A 26,144-nucleotide genomic window follows, 5' to 3' on the forward strand; every position below is an offset into this window, starting at 1 on the left:
AGATGGCATGCCTTCTATTTTGGCGCATATACTTGAACCTAGAAACGGTTTGCAATATGGAGTTTCCGTGCGCCTGACAGGAGTCAGAGGATGTGCGGAGGCTGCCCAAAGGAGGATGCCATCCTTGAACAAACAACAGAATGATCAGCCGCAAGGCTTGCGTTTTGATATTTATGAACGCATTCATTTGACGGAGGAAGCTGCCGGGATTGCTGAGTTGGAGGAAATTGAGCTTCTGCCACGCATTCAGGTTGTAACCCACGGCGACCATGCCGCTTTGCGAGGGCATTTGCTGCTGGAGGGCGTGTACCGCACACCTGAACAGGTAACGAACGAGCTTCATCATTTGATCCCTGTGGAAATTACGATTCCACTGAATCGGGTAGGAAGATTGGAAGACATCTCTGTTGAGATTGAGAATTTTGATGTGGACCTGCTGTCATTACGTAGTCTGAATATTACTGGTGTTCTCTCCCTGCACGGGGTGGAAAGCTCCCATGCGGAGGAGACAGCGGTTTGGCTGGATGAGGAATTTACGGTGGTGCACGCACCTGAACATCCCGCTCAACCCTTTTCCACGAATGGAGAGCAGCGTCAGGAAGAAACTTATGCCACCCAGGATTCTGTATTCAATCACACGACGGAGTCTGAATCTTCATACAGGGTACCGGCTCAGCAGGAGTACGCTTCCTGGGAACAGCCGTCACAGGAGTATGGGGAACAGAAGTCATCATCGGAACAGCAAGGTTATGAGCCTCCTGTAGACCCGAACCGGATCTATGAGCCTTGGGCGGGTAAAGCTGTTGAAGATAGCACTTCCGGGGTAAAGCATGAGCATGAGACACCGGAAGTATGGGGATTTCAGCAAGAGGAAGCATGGACGGGAAGTGACCCGAAAATATCCTCCACCGCTCCCGATGTGGTCTATGATCCTTTGCTTGCTGAACCGCATCATGCTACGGAGTCGGAGATCTATTTGGAGCCGCAGCTTGAAGCAGGTCAGGTGAATGATTTTAGACCTGAGACATTAGAGCAGGTGGACGGTGCGTTCCATGATACTGTTGCCGACGATAAGCCGGAGATGCGCGTGGCGTTGAACAGCAAAAAGGACGAAAAAGCAGACGAGCCGGACCAGGTGGTCTACTCATCTTTGCTCCAATCCAGTCGTTCGGTGAAGGAAGCGGAATACCAGCAGCAACTGGAGCAAGAACCGCAGGGCCAGGCGCAGGAGGCCGAAGAAGAGCGTGAGGATGCCAAGTGGAAAAACCTTTTTTTCCATACACAGGATGAAACGTCTTTCCGCAAGGTCCGACTATGCATCGTGCAGCGTGAAGATACGCTGGAAACCATCGCTGACCGCTACCAACTCAGCATACGGGAGCTTCAATTGTATAACAGGCTGGCAGAGCAACATGTGGAAGAAGGGCAGGTATTGTACATCCCTTAACCCGGTCATTGGAAAATGAGCAACGGGTGTTGACTATAGTCAATGGGAAATGTATGATGTGGTATAGCTATTGAAAGACTGAGATCGGGAAGAGTAGGCAGCAAGCCCTTCAGAGAGTGGAATTGCAGCGCTGTGAGGTTCCGCAGGAAGCTACTGGCCGAAGTCACCCGGGAGTCGTCTGTTCGAACGGTCCCTCATTTAATCCCAACGGAAGGTACGAGGTTCACGGTAGAATAAGGCCGGTCCGCAGCCGTTATCTGCATAAGTGTCACACCATGTGTAATGGATCAGTGGATACATACACTAGGGGTGAAACAAAGGTGGTACCGCGAGAGAACAGCCTTTCGTCCTTTGAGGATGAAGGGCTTTTTTTATTTGCCAATTGAAAAATCATGGAGGTATCCTGATATGTCAGAACAAGACAACAAGACAACCTTGGAAATGCCGACAACGTACGATCCAAAATCGACAGAGAAAAAATGGTACAAAACGTGGATGGAGAAAGGGTATTTCCGCGCTGGGCGACTTCCAGAGGCAGAACCTTTTACGATCGTTATTCCACCGCCGAATGTTACAGGCATGCTGCACATTGGACATGCTCTTGATTTTACTTTGCAGGACATTATTATTCGCACCAAGCGGATGCAGGGCTATGACGCATTGTGGCTGCCAGGAGCAGACCATGCGGGCATTGCCACCCAGACGAAGGTAGAGCAGAAGCTGCGTGAGGAAGGCTTGACGCGCTACGATCTGGGACGCGAGAAATTTTTGGAGAAGGTTTGGGAATGGAAGGATCTATACCTGGACAATATCCATAATCAATGGGAAAAAATGGGCTTCTCCCTCGATTATTCACGTGAACGTTTTACGCTGGATGACGGATTGTCTCAAGCTGTTCGCGAAGTATTCGTCAAGCTGTACAAGAAGGGCCTGATTTATCGCGGTAAACGCATCATTAACTGGGATCCTGCTGCACGTACGGCTTTGTCAGATATTGAAGTGGAATACAAAGAGGTAAACGGCAATCTGTATCACCTGCAATATCCGCTTCAAGATGGCAGCGGGTTTATCACTGTAGCCACCACGCGTCCTGAAACCATGCTGGGCGATACAGCAGTAGCCGTACATCCTGAGGATGAACGTTACAAGCATATGATCGGCAAAACACTTGTACTTCCGATTATCGGACGAGAAATTCCGGTTATTGCGGACGACTACGTAGAAAAAGACTTCGGTAGCGGTGCGGTTAAAATTACACCTGCTCACGATCCGAATGACTTTGAAATGGGCCAACGTCACCAGTTGCCACAGATTACTGTTATGGATGAAACAGGTACGATGAATGCCGAAGCAGGCAAATATCAGGGCCTTGACCGCAGTGATTGCCGCAAGCAAATCGTCGCTGATCTGAAAGAGCAGGGCGTCCTGATCCGTATCGAGGAGCATGTGCATCAGGTGGGCCACAGCGAACGTACAGGTGCGGTTGTAGAGCCTTATCTGTCTACACAATGGTTCGTGGAAATGAAGCCTCTGGCAGCCAAAGCGATTGAAGTGCAGAAGGCTGGCAATGGCGTAAACTTTGTCCCGGATCGCTTTGAGCGTACTTATCTGCACTGGATTGAAAATGTGCGTGACTGGTGTATTTCCCGTCAATTGTGGTGGGGACATCGTATTCCTGCCTGGTACGATGAAGAAACCGGAGAAGTTATTGTATCGGTGGAGGACCCTACAACCTTGCCTGAATATGCTGGCAGAAAGCTGAAACAGGATGAGGACGTGCTGGATACATGGTTCAGCTCTGGCTTGTGGCCGTTTTCGACACTGGGCTGGCCTGAGCAGACTGAGGATCTCAAACGCTACTACCCGACCAATGTCTTGGTTACAGGCTATGACATTATTTATTTCTGGGTGTCGCGGATGATTTTTACAGCCCTGGAGTTCACAGAGGAAATTCCGTTCAAGGATGTGTTGATGCACGGACTGGTTCGTGATGCGGATGGAAAGAAAATGTCCAAATCCCTCGGCAATGGTGTAGATCCGCTCGACGTAATCGACAAATACGGTACGGACGCCATGCGTTATATGGTTTCTACAGGCAGCACGCCTGGACAGGACCTTCGTTTCCGTTGGGAACGGGTAGAGCAGGCACGTAACTTTGCCAATAAAATCTGGAATGCGTCACGCTTTGCGCTGATGAATCTGGAAGGGGTTACTGCGGCGGATATCGACATTACTGGTGACTTGAGCACAGTTGACCGCTGGATCCTACACCGTTTGAACGAAACTTCACGCGATATCACGCGTCTAATAGATGCTTATGAATTTGGCGAGACAGGCCGCCTTCTGTATAACTTTATTTGGGATGACTTGTGCGACTGGTACATCGAGTTTGCGAAGCTTTCCCTGTATGGTGAAAACGCAGAGGCGAAAAAGAAAACACAGTCCGTACTGGCGTATGTGCTGGACCGGACACTGCGCATGATTCATCCGTTCATGCCGTTTATCTCCGAGGAAATATGGCAGCATCTTCCGCATGAAGGCGAAACGATTACACTGGCCGCTTGGCCTGTCTATGATCCGGCTTTCGAGGACAAGGATGCGGTAGCTGAAATGAATTTGCTGATCGACGTGATTCGCGCTGTGCGGAATATCCGGGCTGAAGTGAACGTGCCGATGAGTAAAAAGATCGAATTGCTCGTAAAACCCGGCGATCAAGCCGTTCTCGATATCATTAGCCGCAATGGGGAATATGTACGTCGATTCTGTAATACGTCTGAATTTGACGCGGGATTGGAGTTATCTGTTCCAGATAAAGCCATGACTTCTGTAGTCAGCGGAGCAGAGCTATACCTGCCGTTAGCCGGGCTGCTTGATATTGCCCAGGAAATTAGCAGACTCGAAAAAGAGCTTCAGCATTTGAACGGTGAAGTGGAGCGCGTGGAGAAAAAGCTGTCCAACCAAGGCTTCGTGGCGAAGGCACCAGCCAAAGTCATCGAGGAAGAGAAGGCCAAGCAAGCCGATTATTCGGATAAGCGCGCCAAAGTTATCGCACGGATCGAAGAACTCAAGGGATAATTCCACTAACTATAAAATGACCTGAAGGTGAAGAGAATGTCAGATACGATCAGGGGCGGGGGAGTAGCTCCTTTACAAAGCTATGATGAAGCAGTGGAATGGATTAACGGTCTGATTCCGTTCGGAATCAGACCCGGACTGGAACGGATTGAGCAGTTAATGAGCATGTTGGGTGATCCGCAACGGCATCTTAAATTTGTGCATATTGCCGGAACCAATGGCAAGGGCTCGACTTGTGCTTTCTTAACCTCTGTCCTGCTGAAATGCGGTTATGATGTGGGAACCTTTACGTCTCCGTATATCACCCGGTTTACGAACCGATTCCAATTCAACGGGACGGATATTCCCGATGATACACTGGTCTTACTTGCCAATCGTTTGTATCCGTTGGTCAAGGAAATCGCGGTCAGTGATTTGGGATCACCCACGATGTTCGAGGTATCGACAGCGTTGGCTATTTTATATTATGCAACGGTGACTTTTCCAGATGTTGTGGTATGGGAGACGGGCCTCGGGGGAAGGATGGATGTAACTAATATCGTGAGTCCTATCGTTTCGGTCATTACGAATGTAGGCTATGACCATACGGATATTTTAGGGGATACACTCGAACAGATCGCAGGCGAAAAGGCTGGAATTATCAAGCCAGGCGTACCTGTTGTTAGCTGTGTATCTCAGCCAGAGGCTATTCAGGTTATACGGGAAACGGCGGCAAAGCAGGGAGCTACCTTGTATCTAGCAGGAGAACAGTTTACGTATGAACGGCTGAATGGGGACGAAACAGGACAGACTTTTTCGTTTGCGGGACCCTTCCGACACATGGAAATCGGCATCACGTTGTTAGGCGAGCATCAATGTGCTAATGCGGCAGGAGCTCTGATGACACTTGAGGTGCTTCGTCAGTATATGGCTTTTGTGCTGGATGACGCTGAACTACTGGAGGGTTTTAGAGAAGCAGCATGGGCAGGTCGTCTAGAACAGGTCAGCAGTTCGCCGCGAATTGTTATTGACGGTGCTCATAATCCAGAAGGGGCGCAGACGCTGGCAAAGAGTCTTCCCCAACTGTATTCGTACCGAAAAATGGTTTTAATGATGGGTATGCTGTCAAACAAGCATCATGAAGCATACTTGCAGCATATACTGCCACTAGTGGATACGCTTATCCTGACCGAGCCCGATTTCCGCCGCAAAATGAATGCCGCTGAACTGGCTCATCTCGTGGAGAAGCTGCGGCCGTCCTTTGCCAAAACGGATTTGAAAATTATTGTAGAAGGTGACTGGAAAAAGGCTCTTCGCTTGCTTCAGTCACATACGGAAGCGGAAGATCTGGGGGTGGTGTCCGGAACACTGTATCTCATTGCGGATGTACGGGCTACCCTTATGTATCAAACCGATTCGGAAAAAGGTTGGTGAAATTTGTTGATTACTTCGGAACATGTTCATTTTATCGGTATCGGCGGTTACGGGATGAGCGCGATTGCTCGGGTCATGCTGGAGATGGGATATACCGTGACAGGCTCAGATGTGGCATCACAGGAGCTGACAGAAAAACTGGCGGCGAAAGGCGCAAAAATATACCTCGGGCACACGCCTGAGCACGTTACAGGGGCGGACATCGTCGTTTATTCGACGGCACTGTCCCGTGACAATGTGGAGCGGGTGGCAGCAGAGGAATTGAATATTCCGACCCTGCATCGTTCCCAGATGCTCGCAAGGTTGCTTAACGAGCGTAAGGGAGTAGCTGTTGCGGGAGCACATGGGAAAACGACAACCTCCTCGATGATCGCTCTGGTCATGGAGAGATGTAATGTCGATCCAACATACATTATTGGCGGCGAAATCACGAATTTGGGGACGAATGCCAAAGCAGGCAAAAGCGAGTTTGTCGTTGCCGAGGCGGATGAGAGCGATGGTTCTTTCCTGCAATATCATCCTTGGCAAGGTATCGTGACCAACATTGAAGCCGACCATTTGGAAAACTATGATGGCGACTTTAATCGTCTGAAAAGTGCCTATGTACAGTTCTTGAGTCAAATCCGGCCGGATGGCGCGGCTATCGTATGTGCTGATGATCAGAACGTACGGGAAATGCTGCCTCAGATTCAGACTCGAGTCATTACCTATGGAGTCGAGCATGAAGCAGATTATACGGCAACGGATATCCAGTTGGGTGACCGTCGATTAAGCTTTACCATGAACCGCAAAGGGACGGCGCTTGGAACCATCGAATTGTCTGTACCGGGTAAACATAATCTGTACAACGCTATGGCTAGTGTGATTTCTTGCTTGGAAGCAGGTATCCCATTTGAGCAAATTGCTGCGGCTATTGTGGAGTTTCACGGAGCAAAGCGTCGTTTTCAGGTGCTTGGCGAAAGCAATGACATTCTTGTTATTGATGATTATGCCCATCATCCAACAGAGATTGAGGCTACGATTAGTGCAGCTACAGTGACTGGAAAGCGTATTATTGCCGTGTTCCAGCCGCAACGCTACAGCCGTACTTTTTTCCTGCTGGATGCGTTTAGTCGTGCTTTCAGCGAGGCGAATGAAGTCATTATTACCGACATTTATTCTCCGGCGGGAGAAAAACAAATTGAAGGTGTGCATTCTTCCAAGCTCGTGGATTTAATTGTCCAGAACAGCAACGCGAATGCCATTTATCTGCCAACCAAGGAAGCTGTCATCGACGAGTTGAAGGATCGCCTTCAGCCGGGTGATCTTGTGCTGACAATGGGCGCGGGAGATATCTGGAGAGTGGGCGACACACTGGCACGCCTTCTGCGCGAACGGCAAGTCTAATAAGTATCTATAAGGCGTTATGCCTATGAAATACAACCATTCAAGGGTATCCCGAACACGAAACGTGTCCTCGGGATACCCTTTTTTGTAGTGCCCGGGGCATATTTTCACTTCCTGACTCATACAACAGACTATGAGGAAGTATGGGACAAGGAGGGAGTGCATCCGTGAACAAGGCAAAGATGACATTCCGGTTCGATCAACAGACGTCGGAGGCAAGCCGAGAGGAAAGGCTACAGGTGCTTCCGTACAAAACCGGGCCGATAACTAGCCAGCAGCGTGAAACAAATAAAAAAGCGGAACGGTATGAAAGCGAGAAACAGCCTCAAGCTGCTAACCAGCATGAAAGAACAGAAAGAATTAGCGGCATAGGTGCAAACAGCGAGACTGAACGAATTTCAGAAATTAACGAGCCACCGGGCGTGAATAGACCTGGCACGAGGCGACGTTTTGCTCCCGCTCCCATCGTGCAGGAAGGATGGGATGATCCGTTTGGGCGGTCAGCAGCTTCCTGGTCAGATACGGATTTTCTGCCAGATGGTACGGAAGAGGATGAAGAAGAAACTCATCGTTCCAGTCAAGAGTACCGAAAGCGCCCGCCCCATCCCTCCAGATGGAAGCTGATTGGCTCAGTAGCCAGTGCGTTGATGACCGGGGGAATGTTTGGATATATCATGTTGCTGCTTTTTAACGGAGGTGGAGCTGTCCCGGGATCAGTTCCGTCAACAGAGGAGGCTATTCCGGTCTTTAAAGAATCTGTTAGTACAGATACACCATCTGTAAAAGAGAATTCTGCTCCTGTCACAGTTGTATCGGCTCAGGTCCCTTCCCAAACCTATTACCTGCTGCAATACGGAGTATTCAGTACCCCTGAACGGGCTTTGCAAGCAAAGGAAGAGCTGTTGAAGGCAGGCATTGCCGCTGGTGGGGACACAGAGGATCAGAACCGAGTCTATGCAGGGATATCGCCGGACAGGGAACAGGCCAAGTTGCTCAGCAATCAACTGAAAACACAAGGAGTCGAGTTGTACGTCCGTGAGCTTCAACTACCTGGATTCGAAAAAGCAGCTTATGGGGACGAAGGCGAAAAGCTCACTACCTTTTTTCAGCTAAGCAGCACATTGGTCGGCAAGCTGAGCGGGCTTTCCTCATCCTTGCTTGAAGCAGGCGGATCAGGTAAGGCGAATGCCGCCGAAATGAAGGAACTGAACGATCTGCACCAGCAGTGGACGCAAAATATCGCTGCGCTTCCCTCCGGCCTGCCGAAGGAAGCGGCTGCTTCCGTATCCATGCTGGAAAAGGCGATGAACAGTGCAGTCTCGGCACTTGGAGAATATAACAAGAACACAGCCAAGGAGCACATTTGGGAAATTCAGTCTTCGATGATGGAATATGTTTTACATGAGAAGGAATTTATACAATTCATAAAACAATAGATTCTCAATGTTTTCCGGCAAGGAACTGGAAATAGTTCCCCATGCCGGATTTCTGTTTGTATTGCGGTTGAAATCACCGTATAATAATGAAGGTGTCAAAAAATGGCGAGGGAAGATCAGGATGAAAAAAAATGTAGGAATGCTTATACTGTTTTTGTTGCTCGGTTGGCTCTTGGGTGCATGGATTGCCAAAGCTCTTCAATCGATCAAATTCCTTTCCTTTCTGACCCACCCCACTACGATATCCTGGTCGCCGAGAGCGGATCTGGATATTATCAGCTACAACATAACGATAAATTTTGAATTGAGCCTGCTTAGTCTGATCGGCATCATCGCCGCGTTCTGGCTGTACCGCAGGCTCTAACTGATGAAAAGGAGCTTCCCTTATGGACGGGAAAATTACGCCCCGCATTATTCTGGCATCGACTTCACCGAGAAGGAAGGAATTGCTTTCATTTCTTAGACTGCCCTTTGACGTGATGCCGAGTCATGCGGATGAAAGCACGCCTGAGAGCTGGACGCCTCAGCAAATTGTGGAGGCCCTTGCGGTACGCAAAGCCGAAGCGGTCGTGAACATTGCCAGCCAGTCCGAAGAAGATGGATTGGTAATTGGCAGTGATACCATAGTCGTGCTGGATGGTTTGGTACTGGGTAAGCCTGCCGACCATGCGGACGCGGTTCGCATGCTGACAGCATTGCAGGGAAGAACCCACCGTGTATTCACCGGGGTGGCCTGCATACATACCGTAACCGGCAAAACGCTTGTCAGACACCGCCAAACGGAGGTTACGATGAAGCCTTTGAGCCATGAGCAAATTGTGGCATATGTGAATACGGGCGAACCGTCTGACAAAGCGGGAGCGTACGGCATTCAGGGTTTGGGTGCTACGCTGGTGGAATCTATTCAGGGTTGTTATTTTAACGTCGTAGGATTGCCGCTTTCCCTGCTGTCGGACATGTTGTCCGAATTCGGAGTGAGCGTGTTGCAACCTTAAAGGGGATAAACATATGTTAGAGTCGCCAACACTGATGCTTCGCGACCTCCCTCATGAAGAACGACCAAGAGAGCGCATGATGACATATGGGGCGGATGCTTTGAGCAACGCGGAGTTGCTGGCAATATTACTGCGTACGGGAACACAAAATGAGTCATCGGTGCATTTAGCGCAGCGTATTTTGCAGCAGGCGGGGAACTTGCGCCAACTGGTGGATATGAGTATGACCGAATTGACCCAGATTAAAGGCATTGGCAATGCCAAGGCGATACAGCTCAAAGCGGGTATCGAACTGGGGCGACGGCTGGCATTGTCACGCCATTTGGAGACCCCGGTGATCAGTTGTCCACGGGACGTGGCAGATTTGCTGTTTGAGCAGCTTCGTTATTTGCAGAAGGAGCATTTTGTATGCCTGTTCCTGAATACTAAAAATCATGTCATTGCCCAGGAAACGCTATCCATGGGCAGCCTGAATTCCGCCATCGTACATCCTCGTGAAGTATTTCGGACAGCGATCAAATGCAGCAGTGCTTCGATTATTTGCGCTCATAACCATCCGAGCGGTGATCCGAAGCCAAGCCCGGAGGATGTCCAGTTGACCCGTCGCCTGATGGAAGCGGGCAACATCGTGGGCATCGACGTGCTCGATCATATCGTGATCGGGGACGGAACCTTCGTAAGTTTGAAGGAACAAGGTCTGATATAATATACTATTTAAATCAAACATTTAAATCCGACCGGCTAGGCCGGCCTGAATAAACCGTTTATACATGGATAACAGATTTCAGGGAAGAGAAAAGGAGATTAACATCATGCTGGGTGGCTTTACAAAAGATTTAGGAATTGACTTGGGGACGGCAAACACGCTGGTATATGTAAGAGGAAAAGGGATTGTGGTTCGTGAACCTTCTGTAGTCGCATTACGTACAGACACAAAAACCATTGAAGCTGTTGGTGAATCTGCAAAAAAAATGATCGGTCGCACACCGGGAAATATCCGTGCGATCCGTCCGATGAAGGATGGCGTTATTGCGGATTTTGACACGACTGCAACGATGATCAAATATTTTATCCGTCAGGCGCAAGCTCAACGTTCTTGGTTTCCACGTCATCCGAACGTGATGGTCTGTGTGCCTTCAGGCATTACTGCGGTGGAGCAGCGTGCTGTTGAAGATGCAACAAAGCAAGCGGGCGCGCGGGAAGCGTACACGATTGAGGAGCCCTTTGCAGCTGCAATCGGCGCTGATCTTCCCGTATGGGAGCCAACGGGTAGTATGGTTGTCGATATCGGCGGAGGTACAACCGAGGTAGCGGTTATTTCTCTGGGCGGGATTGTGACGAGCCGTTCCGTGCGTGTGGCTGGTGATGAAATGGACGAGTCCATCATCCAATACGTGAAGCGTCAATATAATCTGATGATTGGTGAGCGAACTTCAGAACAGTTGAAAATGGAAGTCGGGTCCGCAATGCCGCTGGAACAAGTGGAGACGTCGGAAATTCGTGGACGTGATCTGGTAACAGGTTTGCCGAAGACGATTACGATTACTTCGGATGAAATCAGTGAAGCGTTGTCTGATACAGTGAATGCAATTGTGGAAGCAGTCAAAGTAACACTGGAAAAATGCCCTCCCGAGCTGGCGGCGGACATTATGGACAGAGGTATCGTATTGACTGGTGGCGGAGCACTTTTGCGCAACTTGGACAAGTTGTTGGCGGCTGAAACCGGGATGCCGGTTATCGTAGCGGAAAATCCTCTGGATTGCGTGGCAATCGGTACAGGCAGAGCGCTGGAAAATATTCATTTGTTCAAATCGCGCAGCAGTTCCGCCGTCCGTTCCAGACGTTGAATCGGGGGTGTAGGAACTGTTTAAGCTGTTCGGCAATAAAAGACTATTTATTCTATTGATCGGAATCGTTCTGTTTATTGCCCTTATGGGGATCACACTTGGACAGAGAAATTCCTTAACCTGGCCGGAAAAGTTCGCCAGAGATTCAATTGGCTTTGTGCAAGGTATCTTCTACAGGCCCGCTTCAGCAATAGCGGGCTTCTTTGAAGATATCGGGAATATGCGGAGCATTTATAGTGAAAATGAACGGTTGAAAATTGCCGTAGCGCAGTTAACCGCTGAGCAGATTCAGACTTCTAACTTGAAAGAGACAAACGCCAGACTTGAGCAAGAACTGAAATTCACCCAAACGCAAAAGTCCAAAAATCAATATGATTATCGTATTGCACAGGTAAATAGCGTCAGTAATGATTCCAAAACGCTTGTCATTGATATTGGTGAAAAGGACGGGGCCAAGGTTGGTCAGGAAGTCAGATCACTTGAAGGGTTTGTGGGGGTTATTAGTCGCACAGCGAACTTCACTTCTACGGTTACGCTATTGACTACATTAGACCCTAAAAATCCAAATTCTTATGCTATCGCAGCGACAGCACTGGGCAAGGAAAATAATTCGTTCGGTATGATTGAAAGCTATGATCCGGCTACGAACAGATTTCAAATGACTCGCATTGAGGAAAATGATCCAATCGCAAAAGGTGATCAGATTATTACGTCTGGAGCAGGCGGGAAGTTCCGTAAAAATCTGTTGATCGGTACGGTAGAAAAAATCCAGGTTGGCGAGTTCGGACAAACACGTACAGCGATTATCAAACCCGCAGCCAGCTTCGTGGATTGGAAAGAATTGCTCGTTCTTTACACTCCTGAGGTACCGGAATAATGAAGATACGCGGTCAGGTTTTAATACTGCTGCTGTTTGTACTGTTTATAGCTGAAGGAACGATTCTTCCGTGGCTTCTTCCGGATAGTTGGCATCCAAGAATGGTTCCGAATCTCGTGTATGTCGTCATTTTGTTTGTATCCGTGTATTATAGTCGCCATACGGCATTGGTACTGGGAATTGTTCTTGGACTTATTCATGACGTTGTGTATTACGGGTTTATTATCGGACCTTACTCTTTTGCAATGGGATTGTCGGCTTATTTGCTGGGACTGGTATTTACAGCTCGACGTGCGCCGATGCCTATTATGATGGGAGCTGTGCTGATCGGCAGTTTTCTGCTGGATTCGATGCTTTTTGCCATTGATCATCTGTTCCAGTTGAACCATCAGACTTTCGACTGGGCGTTGGCTCAATATATGATCCCTGATTTATTTATCCATTTTCTGTTCGCCCTCATCATTTACGTCCCCGTTCGCAAGCAATTGCAGCGTTTGGGTATTCGTGTGAAAAAGGAAGAGAAAGTCTAGGTCTTTTTACACACATTTTGTCCGGGTTAGCAGGGATTTCACGTTCCGGGGACGAAATGATTGAGATAGGAGGGACAGGCTAATGGCGGTGAAATCGAATCATGTCACGATTAAAGGCATCAAAGACGGCCTGGTATTCCTTCTGGACGATCAATGTGAGTTTGAGGATTTGCTGGGCGAGCTGCGTTTCAAGCTGGAGCACAGTCATCAAAATATTTTAACCGGACCGATTATTCATGTGGATATTAAGCTGGGAAGCCGGGAAGTGACGGAGGAACAAAAGGAAAGTATTCTGGATATTTTGAGACAGAAGGGGAATCTGCTCATACGGTCCGTCGAATCGCCCGGACTGCCTTCGGAGGTGCAGGGAAAAGCTCCCATTCACACCGTGACAGGGATTATCCGTTCTGGCCAGGTGCTTCATCATAACGGGAATTTACTCTTTTTGGGAGATGTGAACCCCGGTGGGATTATAACGTGTACTGGTGATATCTACGTGCTCGGTGCCCTGCGGGGTATGGCGCATGCGGGGATGGAGGGAAATGGCGAGGCAATTATCGCGGCCTCTTATTTTGCACCAACACAGCTGCGAATTTCCGAAATGATCAGTCGTCCGCCCGATGAATGGGAGACGCGTGAATCCGGAATGGAATTTGCGTATCTCAAGGACGGCGCCATGCAAATAGATAAAATGAGTAATATTGTGCGTCTGGGCCGCGATTTTAACGTGTTCAAAGGGGTGTAGCACATGGGAGAGGCTATCGTCGTCACTTCAGGAAAAGGCGGCGTCGGCAAAACGACGACGTCAGCCAATATAGGAACAGCGCTGGCACTGCTCGGCAAAAAGGTGTGCTTAGTGGATACGGATATAGGCTTGCGTAATCTGGATGTTGTTATGGGTTTGGAAAACCGGATTATTTATGATCTGGTCGATGTAGCGGAAGGTCGTTGCCGTTTAAATCAGGCTTTGGTCAAGGATAAGCGCTTTGAGGAGCTGTATATGCTGCCTGCTGCTCAAACCAAGGACAAGAGTGCCGTAACGCCGGAGCAGGTTAAGGATATTATTTTGGAGCTTAAAAAGGATTTTGAATATATATTGATTGATTGTCCTGCGGGTATTGAGCAGGGCTTCAAAAATGCTATTGCTGGAGCGGATCAGGCGATTGTCGTAACGACACCGGAAAATGCTGCTGTGCGCGATGCTGACCGGGTTATCGGATTGCTGGAAAGCTCGCATGTGATTTCACCAAAACTGGTGGTTAATCGTATCCGCAACAGCATGGTCAAATCCGGGGATATGCTGGATATTGACGGCATTTTACAAGTGCTTAGCATAGACCTTATCGGGATTGTGCCGGACGATGAAATGGTAATCAAGGCAGCCAATACAGGAGAGCCTACCGTCATGAATCCGGATTCACAGGCAGCGATTGCCTACCGTAACATTGCTAGACGGATTCTGGGTGATACAGTACCACTCATGCAACTGGATCAAAAGAAAAGCGTGATGACACGGTTTAAGAAATTTTTTGGTATGGGTGGATGAAGAAAACAGTGAGTTATGGCTGGTAGACGGCTCCGCGTGTAATTTGATCTTACGATCGCTGTTGCCACGGGATTCTTTTATTTGTAAAACATTTAGTGGTAAGAATCCCATGGCAAAGGCGAACGCTTCATTTCTTCAGATTCAAATCACCCGCTTCGCTACTGCCTGCGCAAATTCCTAAACTGTTTTTAAGTAAGAGAATGGATGTAGAGGAAAGATACGTACGAAGAATTGCAGGCTTTTTTAAAACTTCTTAGTCCTTTCATCTTAATTACGAACACTTAAATAAGTAATAAACTTATTTAAGTGTTTTTGGCTTGTCTTTTTAACTTCTATAATTCCTAGTTCTTAATATAAGGCTCACTACATAGCTGTTATATATTCAATCACATCCGGTGCGCTTGCGCCGGTTTTTTTCATTTTCAGATACGTAATCCCGAACCGAACAACATAAGTTGAAGCCCGTCCTCATAAGATGTACCAAACATACCTCGCTGGGGGGCTGAAACAGGATGAATAAAAACTCCGGAATCAAGCAGCGCAGAGAAGAACGCATACAGCAGCTGATCGCGAGAAACAAAGCTGAAGAATATTCCTCAGGCATGCATCAGGACAGGCACGGGAACAGGGAAATGAAGCCGATGCCAGCAGTGATCCGGCCCAGAGACCCGGAAACCGAATGGAAAAATGAACGACAACGCTGGCAGCAATCTTTTGGGGAGAACCGGGGTCCGTCTTTTTGGGTTTCTTTTTGGCGCAGGTCTGTGTTTGCTACTGTGCTGTTTGGACTGGTGTGGGGATTATTTCGCTGGGATGTTCCCTATGCGGTCAATTTGAGAATGTTTATCGCGGATGCCTTAAATAAGGATATGGATTTTGCAGCCGCCGGACAATGGTATGAAACTTATTTTGATGGGACCCCATCCTTTTTACCGATCTTTGGAGAGGAGCCTGAAACACACAAGGTGAACGCAGTCCGCAAGGGCACTCCGCCAATTCAAGGGAATATAACACAGCCATTTGCGCTAAGCCTCAAAGGAGTGGAAATTGCACCCAAAGCTGCTGGTAATGGGGCAATCGCTGTCAAAAGTATAGATGCTGGACGTGTGCTGGACATATTCAATCACCCAGAAAGTGGAATTACAATTACGATTCGTCACACTGGCGGTATCACGGTAACGTACGGACGTCTATCCCGCTCTACCTTAAAGGTGAACGATTGGGTCCAGGAGGGGGACGAGGTCGGTGTGCTACCAGCAGGCCATAGTGGCAGTGAGGCAGCGACTCTGTTTTTTGCGGTGCAGAGAGGAAGTCAGTATATTGATCCGGCGGAAGTGGTAGCCCTTGATTAATGTCCGGGGCGTGACTTTGTCTCTGCATCCACTGTTTGTACTGGTGATGCTAACCTCTGTGTTGACAGGACATTTTATCGAGATCATGACTTTGTTTACGCTGGTGTTCATTCATGAATTGGGGCATGCAACAGCAGCCACGTTGTTGGGGGCGCGGGTGCTGACCATACAGATGCTACCCTTTGGAGGAGTGGCCGTCATTGACGATCAGGGAAAGCTCAACGCGTGGAAGGAGATTGTCATTGCGCTGGCTGGCCCTCTGCAAAACGGAATTATGATTGTCATCCTTCTATTGCTCAGAAATGTGAGCGGGGGGAGCATGAATATATAAATTATATGATTCAGGGAAATGCGGTCATTGCACTGTTTAATCTGCTCCCGATTTTACCACTGGACGGCGGAAAAATAATGCAGGCGCTGATGAGCTTATCCATCCCGTATCACCGTACTCTTGTTTGGACTTTTCGAGCTAGCATCGTGACCAGCCTGCTATTTTGTATCTATGGTATTTCGCCGTTATTAAGGCAAAATGGACCTGTGCATTTAAATCTGCTGGCGGTAGGGATTTTTTTGCTTTATTCTAATATTGTGGATTATCGGAATATCCCTTATCGTTTTATACGTTTTTTGCTGGGAAGGGACGAGCTCTTTTACCGGGAGGCAGCTAAGGGAAGTATTGCCTTGCCAATTGTATCCTTGCCTTTGAAACATTTGGAGCCTGTTTTGCGTCTTTTCAAAAGGGACCGATACCATATGGTTTATGTCATGAATGAGCAGGGACGGATTGTAGCGGTATTGCCAGAGCAACGCCTTATTCGCTCTTATTTTGCAGCGCGCCCGCCGGATGGCGGAAAATCCAAACCTAAATAGAAAAGTAGCAGTTTTTTATGAGTTGAGGAAAGAGGCTGTATCCAGAGAGGTTGAAAAACCATGAAGCAAATGATTGTACAATGCCAGCAGCAGATGACCCAAATGGCACTGCTGGAAGAGGGACGATTGGTAGAATATGCAGCTGAATTGCCGCGAAAGCGGGGAATTCTTGGTTCCTTTTTCAAAGCCAGAGTCGTCAATGTACTGCCGGGAATGCAAGCCGCCTTTGTTGACATTGGACAGCGAAAGAATGCCTTTTTATATGTGGATGACGTACTTCACGCCCATTTGGACAAGCAACCTGAGGTAAAGCCCTCCATTTCCGAGCTGTTGAAGGTGGGGCAGGAAATTGTAGTGCAGGTGTTGAAAGAGGCCGTGGGTAGCAAAGGGGCCAGAGTAACCACTCATTTTTCACTTCCGGGTCGCTGGATCGTATACATGCCTCGCGCCGATTATGTGGCTGTATCCAAAAAGATCGAGCGTGAGGGAGAACGGGCTCGTCTGAAAGCGATGGGAGAGCAGCTTCGAACAGGTGAAGAAGGAGTCATTATCCGTACAGTTTCGGAGGAAATGAGCAGAGAAGCGATTGAAAATGACCTGAACCAGTTGCGTCAGCAATGGGAAGTCATTCAGTGTAAAGCTGCTGAACACTCGGCTCCATGTGAGCTGCACCGGGATTTGAGCATCGTACAGCGTCTGATTCGGGATGTGTTTACACCGGAGCAGGATGAGATGGTTATTGACAGTGAGGAGCAGGCCAAGGAAGCGGAAATATTACTGCGTCAGATCAGTCCGGAGAAGGCTCATGTGAGCATATTTCGTGGTGCAGAAGAGACCATATTTAAAGCCTATGGCATCCATGAGCAACTGGAACGTGATTTTGCGCGAAAAGTATGGCTCCAGGGCGGCGGATATATCGTCATTGACCATACTGAGGCACTAACCGTCATTGATGTGAACACAGGGAAATTTACGGGGGTAGCAATCTGGAAGAGACGGTGACTCGGACTAACGTCGAAGCGGCTGAAGAGATTGCCCGACTGGTGCGTGTGCGTGATATCGGGGGCATTATCATTATTGATTTTATTGACATGGAACAAGAGGAGAACCGACGTGAAGTGTCCTCTGTGCTGGAGTCTAGGCTGAAAAAAGACCGAACCAAATCATATGTCGTTGGCTGGACACGGCTAGGACTTCTGGAGATGACTCGAAAAAAGGTACGCGAGGAAAAGACGATTTTATAAGGCACTGCGTTTCCAAAATCATTTTAAACTAGAGGTTGAATGTGGACGAAGCTTATGCTACAATCTTTTAGTATGTGTCATGCGTAAGATTGGCTGCACATGCTGTAACCGCTCCAATCAGGTACTGAAGTACAGCATCCTCAGGGAAGTTGTCACCTGCGATTAGGCGAGTCTGAGACATAAGGAGGTGCAAGCAAATGTACGCAATTATTGAAACAGGTGGTAAGCAATACAAAGTTCAAGAGGGCGATGTATTGTTCATCGAGAAGTTGGAAGCTACCGATGGTGAAACTGTAACGTTCAACCGTGTTCTGGCAGTATCTAGCGACAATGGCTTGACTACAGGTACACCGCTTCTTTCCGGAGCTACTGTAACAGCTACAGTTGAGAAACATGGTCAAGGCCAAAAGGTCATTGTATACAAATACAAACCTAAAAAGAACTACCATGTGAAGCAAGGTCATCGTCAACCGTACACGAAAGTGACGATTGGAAAAATCCAAGCGTAAGAGGGTGCGATAAGTGATTATCGTGCGTATTACACGACTGGAGGATGGCAGCATACAGGGATTTTCCATTAAAGGTCATGCGAATTACGCCAAATCTGGCGAGGATATCGTATGTGCTGGCGTATCAGCGGTAACTGTAGGCACGGTCAATTCGATTGGAGCTCTTACAAACGTTGATATGGAATCGGAAATGGAAAACGGCTTTTTGAGCGCGTATCTTCCCCCTGAAATTCATCATGAGGCGAACGCACAGGTACAACTGTTGCTGGAATCCATGGTAATTATGCTGACAAGCATTGCTGAATCATACGGTAAGTATATTCAAATAGAAAATAAACAAAGAAGGAGGTAGACATCATGTTGAAATTGACATTGGATCTTCAATTATTCGCATCGAAAAAAGGTGTGGGTTCCACAAAAAACGGACGTGACAGTCAATCGAAACGTCTTGGCGTGAAACGTGCTGACGGTCAAGCAGTTACCGGCGGTAGCATCCTGGTTCGTCAACGCGGAACGAAAATTCACCCGGGCACGAACGTGGGCATCGGTAAGGACGACACTCTGTTCGCGAAAGTGGACGGCGTTGTGAAGTTCGAACGTTGGGGCCGTGATCGCAAAAAGGTGAGCATCTACCCGATCGACGTTGCTCCAGTAGCAGCTACTGTAGAAGCTTAATAGCGGCTTAGACACGCTGAAAAGCCTCCGGCAATTTTGTCGGAGGCTTTTTTGTATGATGGTAATGAACTGGAAAGTCAGTCTGTGCTATACTGGATTAAGGTTCTTTATTAATCCATTTTAATTATCGCAGAACGGAGAGAAGCTATGTTCCAGCGGATAAGAGCGCCTCATCTGGCGTTGGGTTCCATTCTGATTCCTTTGGTTTTTTCACTGCTCTATCCTGCAGCACTAACGATTATCATATTAGCCGTGTGGTCTGTTATTGCCGCCTGTTTTAGCATGTGGTATATACAGAGACGGGTTGAAGCTGAGCGGAAAGCTGCTTTGCGTTCTTTGGAGCGTACAGCTATCGCAGCTCTCAATCATCACCGGCATGACTGGATGAATGACTTGCAGGTGCTTTATGGCTATATTCGTATGAATAAGCATGATAAATCGGCTGCTTATGTGGAAACAATAAAAGGGCGGGTAGCAGAGGACAGTAAAATATCCAAGCTGGGTATTCCCTCGCTGGTGTTTTATTTGCAGTCTTTTCGCGTGAACGCCGGAAATTTACAGTTGTCGGTTCAGGTTGAGGAGCACTTAAAGTTGGACGCTGTCATGTCTCCCGAAGACGGCGAGTCGCTTGCCTCGGCCGTCATAGAAACGGTACGTGCGTATCAATATGGCGGGGGCCGGTCGTCCTGGGGAGAAGTGCGCAGATTAACACTTTATTTCGGTATGGATGAGAATGATGTTATCGTCCGGTTTGAAGGCAGTGACGTACCTGCTGATTTGAATTTGTTAAAGCAGGTCAGATCCGGACACGGAAGTGAACGCATTCGAACAGAGAAGCTTCCTACGGGAGAAATGCTTCAAATTCGGATGCAGTGTCAGACATAAGGAAGGTGTAACCATGTTTGTAGATAAAGCGAAGATTTTTGTTAAGGGCGGCGACGGTGGAGACGGGCTGATTGCGTTTCGCCGTGAGAAATACGTTCCTGAAGGCGGCCCTGGTGGCGGTGATGGAGGTAACGGTGGAGACGTGATCTTCCGCGTCGATGAAGGCTTGCGTACCCTAATGGATTTTCGGTACCAGCGGCATTTTAAAGCTAAACGTGGAGAAAAAGGCCGCAACAAAAGCCAGCATGGAGCCAATGCGGATCATATGATCGTACGCATACCTCCGGGTACAGTCATCATGGATGATGATACGGGTGAAGTAGTGGCAGATATGACACGTCATGGTCAGCAGGTCATCGTGGCCAAAGGCGGACGTGGGGGGCGCGGAAATATCCGTTTTGCCACACCAAACAATCCAGCGCCTGAGCTGGCTGAGAACGGCGGAGAGGGACAGGAACGTTATATTACCCTTGAGCTTAAAGTAATGGCTGACGTAGGCCTGGTTGGTTTTCCTAGCGTAGGGAAGTCCACATTGCTGTCGGTAGTATCTTCCGCAAAACCGAAGATTGGTGCCTACCATTTTACAACGATTACGCCTAATTTGGGTGTTGTGGATGTAGGCGACCATCGTAACTTTGTTATGGCCGATCTGCCTGGATTGATTGAAGGAGCTCATGAAGGCATAGGACTGGGACATGAATTCCTGCGGCACATCGAACGGACACGTATCATTATCCACGTCGTGGATATGGCGGGCTCCGAGGGTCGTGATCCGTTTGAGGATTGGACTAAAATTAACGACGAATTAAAGCAATATAACGCGGCATTAGCCGAGCGTCCACAAATTGTGGCGGCGAATAAAATGGATATGCCGGAATCGGAAGAAAATCTGGCTCAATTCAAGGAACAAATCGCTTCTGTTCGTCCAGATCTCGAAATTATGCCCATTTCCTCGTTGACACGTCAAGGCGTAAAGGAACTGCTCTATCGGGCTGCTGATCTGTTGGATCAAATACCGGACGAGCCAGTTGTTGAGGAAGTAGCGGAAGTGAATGAACGTAAGGTGTTTAAGCTGGATAAGGCAGAGGATGAAGGTTTCACCATTGTACGTGAAAACGATACATTCGTGGTGCACAGTGTCAAAATCGAGCGCATGATGAAGCGTATGCAGCTGAATTCGCACGATGCGATTTTAAAGTTAGCAAGAACATTGCGCCACATGGGTGTGGATGCTGAGCTGCGCAAGCGTGGTGCTGTTGATGGAACGCCTGTACGCATTGCCGATTTCGAGTTTGAATTCGTGGAAGGCAGCAGCTATTACTAAAAATGAAATACTTGTCTGAAGTATGGACGGTTACTACGCTATAGGAAACTCTATAGACGGCAGTAGCCGTTTTTTTGTACCGTTAGCTTGCCGATTGTCAGGAGTTTCGATATAATGTCCTCTATATAAAAACATAAGTCTTTGAGGAGAGGACGTTCGTGAAAGAGCGCTATTACTTGGTACGGGAAGATATTTTGCCTGAAGCTATCGTTAAGACGATCCAGGTTAAGCTGCTGCTTGCTTCGGGAGATGTTAAAACCGTGCATGACGCCGTGGAGCAAGTTGGGCTAAGTCGAAGCGCCTTTTATAAATATAAGGATGGCATTCATTTGGTCAACCAACTGGAGCGTGAGCGAATTGTCAATATCTCCATTGATTTGGAGCATCAATCCGGCATGCTGTCCAGAGTACTTGGCAGGGTGGCAGATTACGGAGGCAATGTGCTAACGATCCAGCAGAGCATTCCGCTTCAAGGCAGAGCTAACGTAGTCATTTCGGTAGAAATGTCCAGACTTAGTGAAGAGCTTGGGGTTCTGCTGGAGGGTCTGGAAACCATCTCCGGTGTGAAGCGCGTTCGCCTGATCGGGCAAGGCTAAGAGCTATAAAGCAAGCTCATTAGATATAAGTTAGCAGGAGGGGAATGGATGAAACCGGTCAAAGTAGGATTGTTAGGATTAGGAACGGTAGGAACGGGAGTCGTTCGAATCGTGGAAGGAAATCAGGAAGATTTGAGCAGACAAGTCGGTTCGCCGATCATTATTGAAAAAATAGCTGTTAAAAATATAGAGAAATATCGTTCCATTGAAGTCGATCCCGCCAAGCTTACAGAGGACCCGTGGGAGGTCATCCGTGATCCAGAGATTGATGTTATTATCGAAGTCATGGGTGGCGTGGATCAGACGAAGAAGTACATTCTGGAAGCGCTGGAGCGCGGCAAGCATATCGTAACAGCGAACAAGGACTTAATGGCTCTGCACGGCTCTGAAGTACTAGCGAAGGCGCAGGAAAAGCAGTGTGATATTTTTTATGAAGCAAGTGTAGCGGGCGGTATTCCGATTATTCGTACGCTGATTGAAGGCTTCTCCTCCGATCGCATTACTCGCATTATGGGGATTGTGAACGGTACAACCAATTTCATTTTAACCAAAATGAGTCAGGAGGGGGCTTCTTACGAGGAAGTTCTCAAGGAAGCGCAGGAGCTTGGATACGCGGAAACTGATCCGACTTCAGACGTGGAGGGACTGGATGCTGCCCGTAAAATGGCTATCCTCGGTACGCTCGGCTTCCGTTCGGATGTAGAGCTTAAGGACGTAAGCGTTACTGGTATTACAAAGGTATCCAGTGAAGATATCGCTTTTGCCAAAACACTGGGCTATGAAATGAAGCTGCTTGGCATTGCGGAGCGTCAGGGTGATGAATTTACGATCAATGTTCAGCCGACGATGGTACGCAAGCAGCATCCTTTGGCCTCGGTGAACGGGGTATTCAACGCAGTTTATGTACACGGTGAAGCCGTGGGTGAAACCATGTTCTACGGTGCGGGTGCAGGAGAAATGCCAACAGCTACATCGGTTGTGGCCGATCTGGTGGCTGTAGTGAAGAACCTGAAGCTCGGCGTGAATGGGCTTAAGGCCATCGTACCCTATAACCCTAAAAAAATCAGCAGTGACGAGGATGTGTATTTCAAAAACTTCGTACTTCTGCATGTAGATGATAAGGCCGGAGTATTGGCGCAGATCACACAGGTATTTGCTGAATTCGACGTCAGTCTGGCATCTGTGGTGCAGCAACCAAATGAGGTCAATCCAGATGCTGAAATTATTATCGTAACCCATTTGGCCAGTAAGGCAAGTATGAAAAAGGTTCTGGAGCATTTTGAATCTCTGGATGTCATTCGCCGTATCAAGAGTGTGTATCGGGTAGAGGGATAGTTCAAAAAAGCAGGGGGAATTGTCTGTATGACCGTTTTGAAAACTGCAAGAGTGCGTGTGCCTGCAAGCACCGCCAATTTAGGCCCCGGTTTTGATACACTGGGCATGGCGTTGTCCTTGTATGCATGGGTTGAATTGAAAGAGGCCGGACAGACGGCTTTCCATTTATACGGGGATGAAATGAACGGTATTTCCCAGGATAAAACGAATCTGATTTATAAAGTAGCACAAATGGTTTTTCGGGAGGCTGGGGTATCAGTTCCTGAGCTGGATATTTCGATGTATTCGGATATTCCACTTACCCGCGGTTTAGGTAGTAGTGCTTCAGCCATTGTGGGTGCGCTTGTGGCTGCAAATACGCTGATTGGCTCACCTTTGTCAGACTCCAAGTTGTTTGACATGGCAAGTGCTATTGAAAAGCATCCTGACAATGTGGGAGCCTCCTTGTTTGGCGGCATTATTACAGCGATGTGGGATGGCAAACATGCCAAGCATTTACGGCTTGAGCCGGATGCAAATCTGGAGGTTCTGGTAGTCATTCCGGATTTCCAATTGTCTACCTCCAAGGCCAGAGAGGTTCTACCCGCTCATGTATCCTTGAAAGATGCCGTATACAATGTGAGCCATGCTTCGATGCTCGTAGCGGCATTGGCATCAGGCCGAACCGATTTGATCGCCGAGGCGATGCAGGATCGGCTTCACCAGCCTTATCGGGCGGCTCTTGTGCCGGGTATGACAGAGATTTTGCAGAATGCACATCATTATGGTGCTTTGGGGGTGGCTCTTAGCGGAGCCGGACCGACATTGTTGGCATTGGCGGATCGCCGGGAGAACCGGAGAGCGGAACTGGAACAGTATTTAACCGAAACGATGAGCAAGGAAGGAATCACTGCATCTATTTTAAAATTGCGCCCAGAGAGCGAAGGCGTTAAAGTATATACTGATGAGAAAGAGATTCCTTTTATGGACATGATTAAAGGGGAAATTACGATATGAAACGAATTGCACTTCTTCCGGAGGGGACCGTTTCCCATGAAGCGATTCGTTATCTGATAGGGGATACGCCCTATGAATTGCTGTTTTATAAGTATATAGCAGATGTATTTCAGGCTGTGGACAAGGGAAAGGCTGACTACAGTGTAATTCCGATTGAGAATACAATTGATGGCTCTGTAAGTCTGCATATGGATTGGCTTGTACATGAAGTGAACATTCAGATGCAGGCGGAATGGGTGTACCCTTCTATTCAAAACCTCATTGGATATCGCAATGAATTTACCAATGACCGGGGCGAGCTGGATTTGAGCAAAGTGGTCAAAATTATGTCTCATCCCGTGGCGATTCCCCAGTGTAAGGAGTTCATACAGACTACGGCTGCTCAGGCTGAGCTGGAGAGTGCAGGAAGTACGGCGGAAGCCGTCGAAATTGTTAAACATAACCCGGGCAAAGGCTGGACTGCTTTGGGAACCAAGCTTGCGGCTTCCAAGCACGGATTGGATATTTTGGCCAGCAAGGTGACGGATCACGATAATAACTTTACCCGCTTTGTCCTGATCGGCCATCAGCCTATCAGCCTCCCGCGTAAACCTGAAGGTCAACGGACCAGTATTTTGGTGACACCACCGCAGGATTTTCCAGGGGCGTTGCATCAGGTATTATCTGCATTTGCGTGGCGCAGGTTGAATCTGTCACGGATTGAATCGCGCCCGACTAAAAAGCAACTGGGGAACTACTATTTTTACATTGAAATTTTGGAATCTCTGGATTCCATCCTGCTTCCCGCAGCATTTGCAGAGATTGAGGCTTTGGGATGTCATGTGCGTATCCTTGGTTCCTATCCAAGCTACAAGTATGTTGAAGCAGCGATCGAACCTATTTTAGAAGAACAATAATCGGAGGTGCAGTTCTTAATGGCAGAGCAATGGATTTATCTAGATGGACAGCATGTAACTAAGGAAAATGCAAAGGTTTCGGTATATGATCATGGGTTTTTGTACGGGGACGGGATATTTGAAGGTATTCGCATTTACAATGGTAATATTTTTAAATGCAAAGAGCACTTGGACCGTCTGTACGATTCTGCAAAATCAATTCAGTTAAACATTCCGCTGTCTCCTGATGAAATGCTGGAAGCGATGGCGGAAACGATCCGTCTTAACGAGATGCGTAATGGATACATTCGTCTGGTTGTATCGCGTGGTGCTGGAAATCTTGGGCTTGATCCTCTTCGCTGTCCGAAGGCAAGTATTATCATTATCGTGGAGCAACTCGCCATCTACCCCGAGGAAGCTTATCTGACCGGGCTTAAGACGATTTCCGTCTCTCAGCGTCGCAACATTCCAGATGCTTTGAATCCGAAAATCAAATCGTTGAATTACCTCAACAACATCCTGGTGAAAATCCAGTCTAACTATGCTGGTGTGGGCGAGGCTATTATGCTAAATTCCCAAGGCTATGTGACGGAAGGTTCCGCGGACAACATTTTTATCGTCAAAAACGGAGTGTTGTATACGCCGCCTTGCTATCTGGGAGCGCTTGAGGGTATCACGCGCAATGCTATTATCGACTTGTGCGCCGAGCTTGGTTATGTGCTCAAGGAACAGCCTTTTACGCTGCATGATGTGTATGTCGCTGATGAGGTGTTCTTTACGGGAACTGCAGCAGAAGTTATTGCTGCTTATGAAGTAGATGGTCGTACGATTGGTTCCGGCGTTGCGGGTCCGGTGACTTTGGAGCTATTGGCCGAGTTCCGCAAGATCGTGGATCAAGACGGTTATAAAGTGTGGCAGGACTAAAAATAGT

The 26,144-nt window shown here is 48.1% G+C and carries 24 protein-coding genes, 2 pseudogenes and 1 other annotated feature; all 26 genes and pseudogenes read left to right on the forward strand.

Going from position 1 to position 26,144, the window contains the following annotated elements:
• The first annotated feature begins 124 nt into the window (after positions 1-124).
• Positions 125-1,447, forward strand: coding sequence for a LysM peptidoglycan-binding domain-containing protein (locus ASL14_RS18885; protein ID WP_134913031.1), 1,323 nt, complete (start codon positions 125-127; stop codon positions 1,445-1,447).
• Positions 1,448-1,855: 408 nt separating this feature from the next.
• A complete protein-coding gene (locus tag ASL14_RS18890) occupies positions 1,856-4,522 on the forward strand; it encodes a valine--tRNA ligase (RefSeq protein ID WP_134913032.1) in 2,667 nt (888 codons plus the stop codon).
• 36 nt (positions 4,523-4,558) lie between these two features.
• The gene (locus ASL14_RS18895; protein WP_134913033.1) at positions 4,559-5,935 is read left to right on the forward strand and encodes a bifunctional folylpolyglutamate synthase/dihydrofolate synthase; all 1,377 of its coding nucleotides are present in this window, start codon (positions 4,559-4,561) and stop codon (positions 5,933-5,935) included.
• Between the two features lie 6 nt (positions 5,936-5,941).
• The gene (gene murC, locus ASL14_RS18900; protein WP_134914574.1) at positions 5,942-7,321 is read left to right on the forward strand and encodes a UDP-N-acetylmuramate--L-alanine ligase; all 1,380 of its coding nucleotides are present in this window, start codon (positions 5,942-5,944) and stop codon (positions 7,319-7,321) included.
• A gap of 167 nt (positions 7,322-7,488) precedes the next feature.
• Positions 7,489-8,757 (forward strand): SPOR domain-containing protein, encoded by a 1,269-nt coding sequence (locus ASL14_RS18905; RefSeq protein WP_134913034.1) that lies wholly within the window; start codon positions 7,489-7,491, stop codon positions 8,755-8,757.
• A 121-nt stretch (positions 8,758-8,878) separates the two neighbouring features.
• Complete coding sequence (locus tag ASL14_RS18910; RefSeq protein ID WP_044645689.1) at positions 8,879-9,121, forward strand: DUF4321 domain-containing protein; 243 nt, start codon at positions 8,879-8,881, stop codon at positions 9,119-9,121.
• Between the two features lie 22 nt (positions 9,122-9,143).
• The gene (locus ASL14_RS18915; protein WP_134913035.1) at positions 9,144-9,752 is read left to right on the forward strand and encodes a Maf family protein; all 609 of its coding nucleotides are present in this window, start codon (positions 9,144-9,146) and stop codon (positions 9,750-9,752) included.
• A gap of 13 nt (positions 9,753-9,765) precedes the next feature.
• Complete coding sequence (gene radC, locus ASL14_RS18920) at positions 9,766-10,458, forward strand: RadC family protein (protein WP_134913036.1); 693 nt, start codon at positions 9,766-9,768, stop codon at positions 10,456-10,458.
• A 106-nt stretch (positions 10,459-10,564) separates the two neighbouring features.
• Positions 10,565-11,599 (forward strand): rod shape-determining protein, encoded by a 1,035-nt coding sequence (locus ASL14_RS18925; RefSeq protein ID WP_134913037.1) that lies wholly within the window; start codon positions 10,565-10,567, stop codon positions 11,597-11,599.
• Between the two features lie 49 nt (positions 11,600-11,648).
• A complete protein-coding gene (gene mreC / locus ASL14_RS18930) occupies positions 11,649-12,476 on the forward strand; it encodes a rod shape-determining protein MreC (RefSeq protein ID WP_327204664.1) in 828 nt (275 codons plus the stop codon).
• Positions 12,476-13,006, forward strand: coding sequence for a rod shape-determining protein MreD (mreD, locus tag ASL14_RS18935; RefSeq protein ID WP_134913038.1), 531 nt, complete (start codon positions 12,476-12,478; stop codon positions 13,004-13,006). The genes mreC and mreD overlap by 1 nt, the downstream gene beginning before the upstream one ends.
• Before the next feature lie 82 nt (positions 13,007-13,088).
• Complete coding sequence (minC, locus tag ASL14_RS18940; protein WP_134913039.1) at positions 13,089-13,751, forward strand: septum site-determining protein MinC; 663 nt, start codon at positions 13,089-13,091, stop codon at positions 13,749-13,751.
• A gap of 3 nt (positions 13,752-13,754) precedes the next feature.
• The gene (gene minD / locus ASL14_RS18945) at positions 13,755-14,552 is read left to right on the forward strand and encodes a septum site-determining protein MinD (RefSeq protein ID WP_013311596.1); all 798 of its coding nucleotides are present in this window, start codon (positions 13,755-13,757) and stop codon (positions 14,550-14,552) included.
• A 512-nt stretch (positions 14,553-15,064) separates the two neighbouring features.
• Positions 15,065-15,904, forward strand: coding sequence for a M23 family metallopeptidase (locus ASL14_RS18950; RefSeq protein ID WP_134913040.1), 840 nt, complete (start codon positions 15,065-15,067; stop codon positions 15,902-15,904).
• Positions 15,897-16,774 (forward strand): annotated as a pseudogene (locus ASL14_RS18955) (M50 family metallopeptidase). Before ASL14_RS18950 ends, ASL14_RS18955 begins: the two are co-directional and overlap by 8 nt.
• 60 nt (positions 16,775-16,834) lie before the next feature.
• Positions 16,835-18,018 (forward strand): annotated as a pseudogene (locus ASL14_RS18960) (Rne/Rng family ribonuclease).
• A 96-nt stretch (positions 18,019-18,114) separates the two neighbouring features.
• Positions 18,115-18,202: a sequence feature (ribosomal protein L21 leader region), on the forward strand.
• Positions 18,203-18,215: 13 nt separating this feature from the next.
• Positions 18,216-18,527, forward strand: coding sequence for a 50S ribosomal protein L21 (rplU, locus tag ASL14_RS18965; RefSeq protein ID WP_014277583.1), 312 nt, complete (start codon positions 18,216-18,218; stop codon positions 18,525-18,527).
• Positions 18,528-18,540: 13 nt separating this feature from the next.
• Positions 18,541-18,879 (forward strand): ribosomal-processing cysteine protease Prp, encoded by a 339-nt coding sequence (locus tag ASL14_RS18970; protein ID WP_025682922.1) that lies wholly within the window; start codon positions 18,541-18,543, stop codon positions 18,877-18,879.
• Positions 18,880-18,884: 5 nt separating this feature from the next.
• Positions 18,885-19,202, forward strand: a complete 318-nt coding sequence (rpmA, locus tag ASL14_RS18975) for a 50S ribosomal protein L27 (protein ID WP_014277581.1) — start codon at positions 18,885-18,887, stop codon at positions 19,200-19,202.
• A gap of 147 nt (positions 19,203-19,349) precedes the next feature.
• Entirely contained in the window at positions 19,350-20,087 is a 738-nt protein-coding gene (locus ASL14_RS18980) for a Spo0B domain-containing protein (protein ID WP_134913041.1), read from the forward strand.
• A gap of 13 nt (positions 20,088-20,100) precedes the next feature.
• Entirely contained in the window at positions 20,101-21,411 is a 1,311-nt protein-coding gene (gene obgE / locus ASL14_RS18985; RefSeq protein ID WP_134913042.1) for a GTPase ObgE, read from the forward strand.
• 158 nt (positions 21,412-21,569) lie between these two features.
• On the forward strand, positions 21,570-22,007 hold the full coding sequence (locus tag ASL14_RS18990; protein ID WP_007431685.1) for an ACT domain-containing protein: 438 nt from the start codon (positions 21,570-21,572) through the stop codon (positions 22,005-22,007).
• Positions 22,008-22,055: 48 nt separating this feature from the next.
• The gene (locus ASL14_RS18995; RefSeq protein WP_134913043.1) at positions 22,056-23,342 is read left to right on the forward strand and encodes a homoserine dehydrogenase; all 1,287 of its coding nucleotides are present in this window, start codon (positions 22,056-22,058) and stop codon (positions 23,340-23,342) included.
• A gap of 27 nt (positions 23,343-23,369) precedes the next feature.
• Positions 23,370-24,338: a homoserine kinase gene (gene thrB / locus ASL14_RS19000; protein ID WP_134913044.1), complete on the forward strand. Its 969-nt coding sequence runs from the start codon at positions 23,370-23,372 to the stop codon at positions 24,336-24,338.
• Positions 24,335-25,234: a prephenate dehydratase gene (pheA, locus tag ASL14_RS19005; RefSeq protein ID WP_134913045.1), complete on the forward strand. Its 900-nt coding sequence runs from the start codon at positions 24,335-24,337 to the stop codon at positions 25,232-25,234. The genes thrB and pheA overlap by 4 nt, the downstream gene beginning before the upstream one ends.
• 18 nt (positions 25,235-25,252) lie before the next feature.
• Positions 25,253-26,137 carry a branched-chain-amino-acid transaminase gene (gene ilvE / locus ASL14_RS19010; protein WP_134913046.1) on the forward strand — a complete coding sequence of 295 codons (885 nt, stop codon included), beginning with the start codon at positions 25,253-25,255 and terminating at the stop codon, positions 26,135-26,137.
• The last annotated feature ends 7 nt before the right edge of the window (positions 26,138-26,144 follow it).

It is taken from the genome of Paenibacillus sp. IHB B 3084 (assembly GCF_001447315.1).
GTDB lineage: Bacteria > Bacillota > Bacilli > Paenibacillales > Paenibacillaceae > Paenibacillus.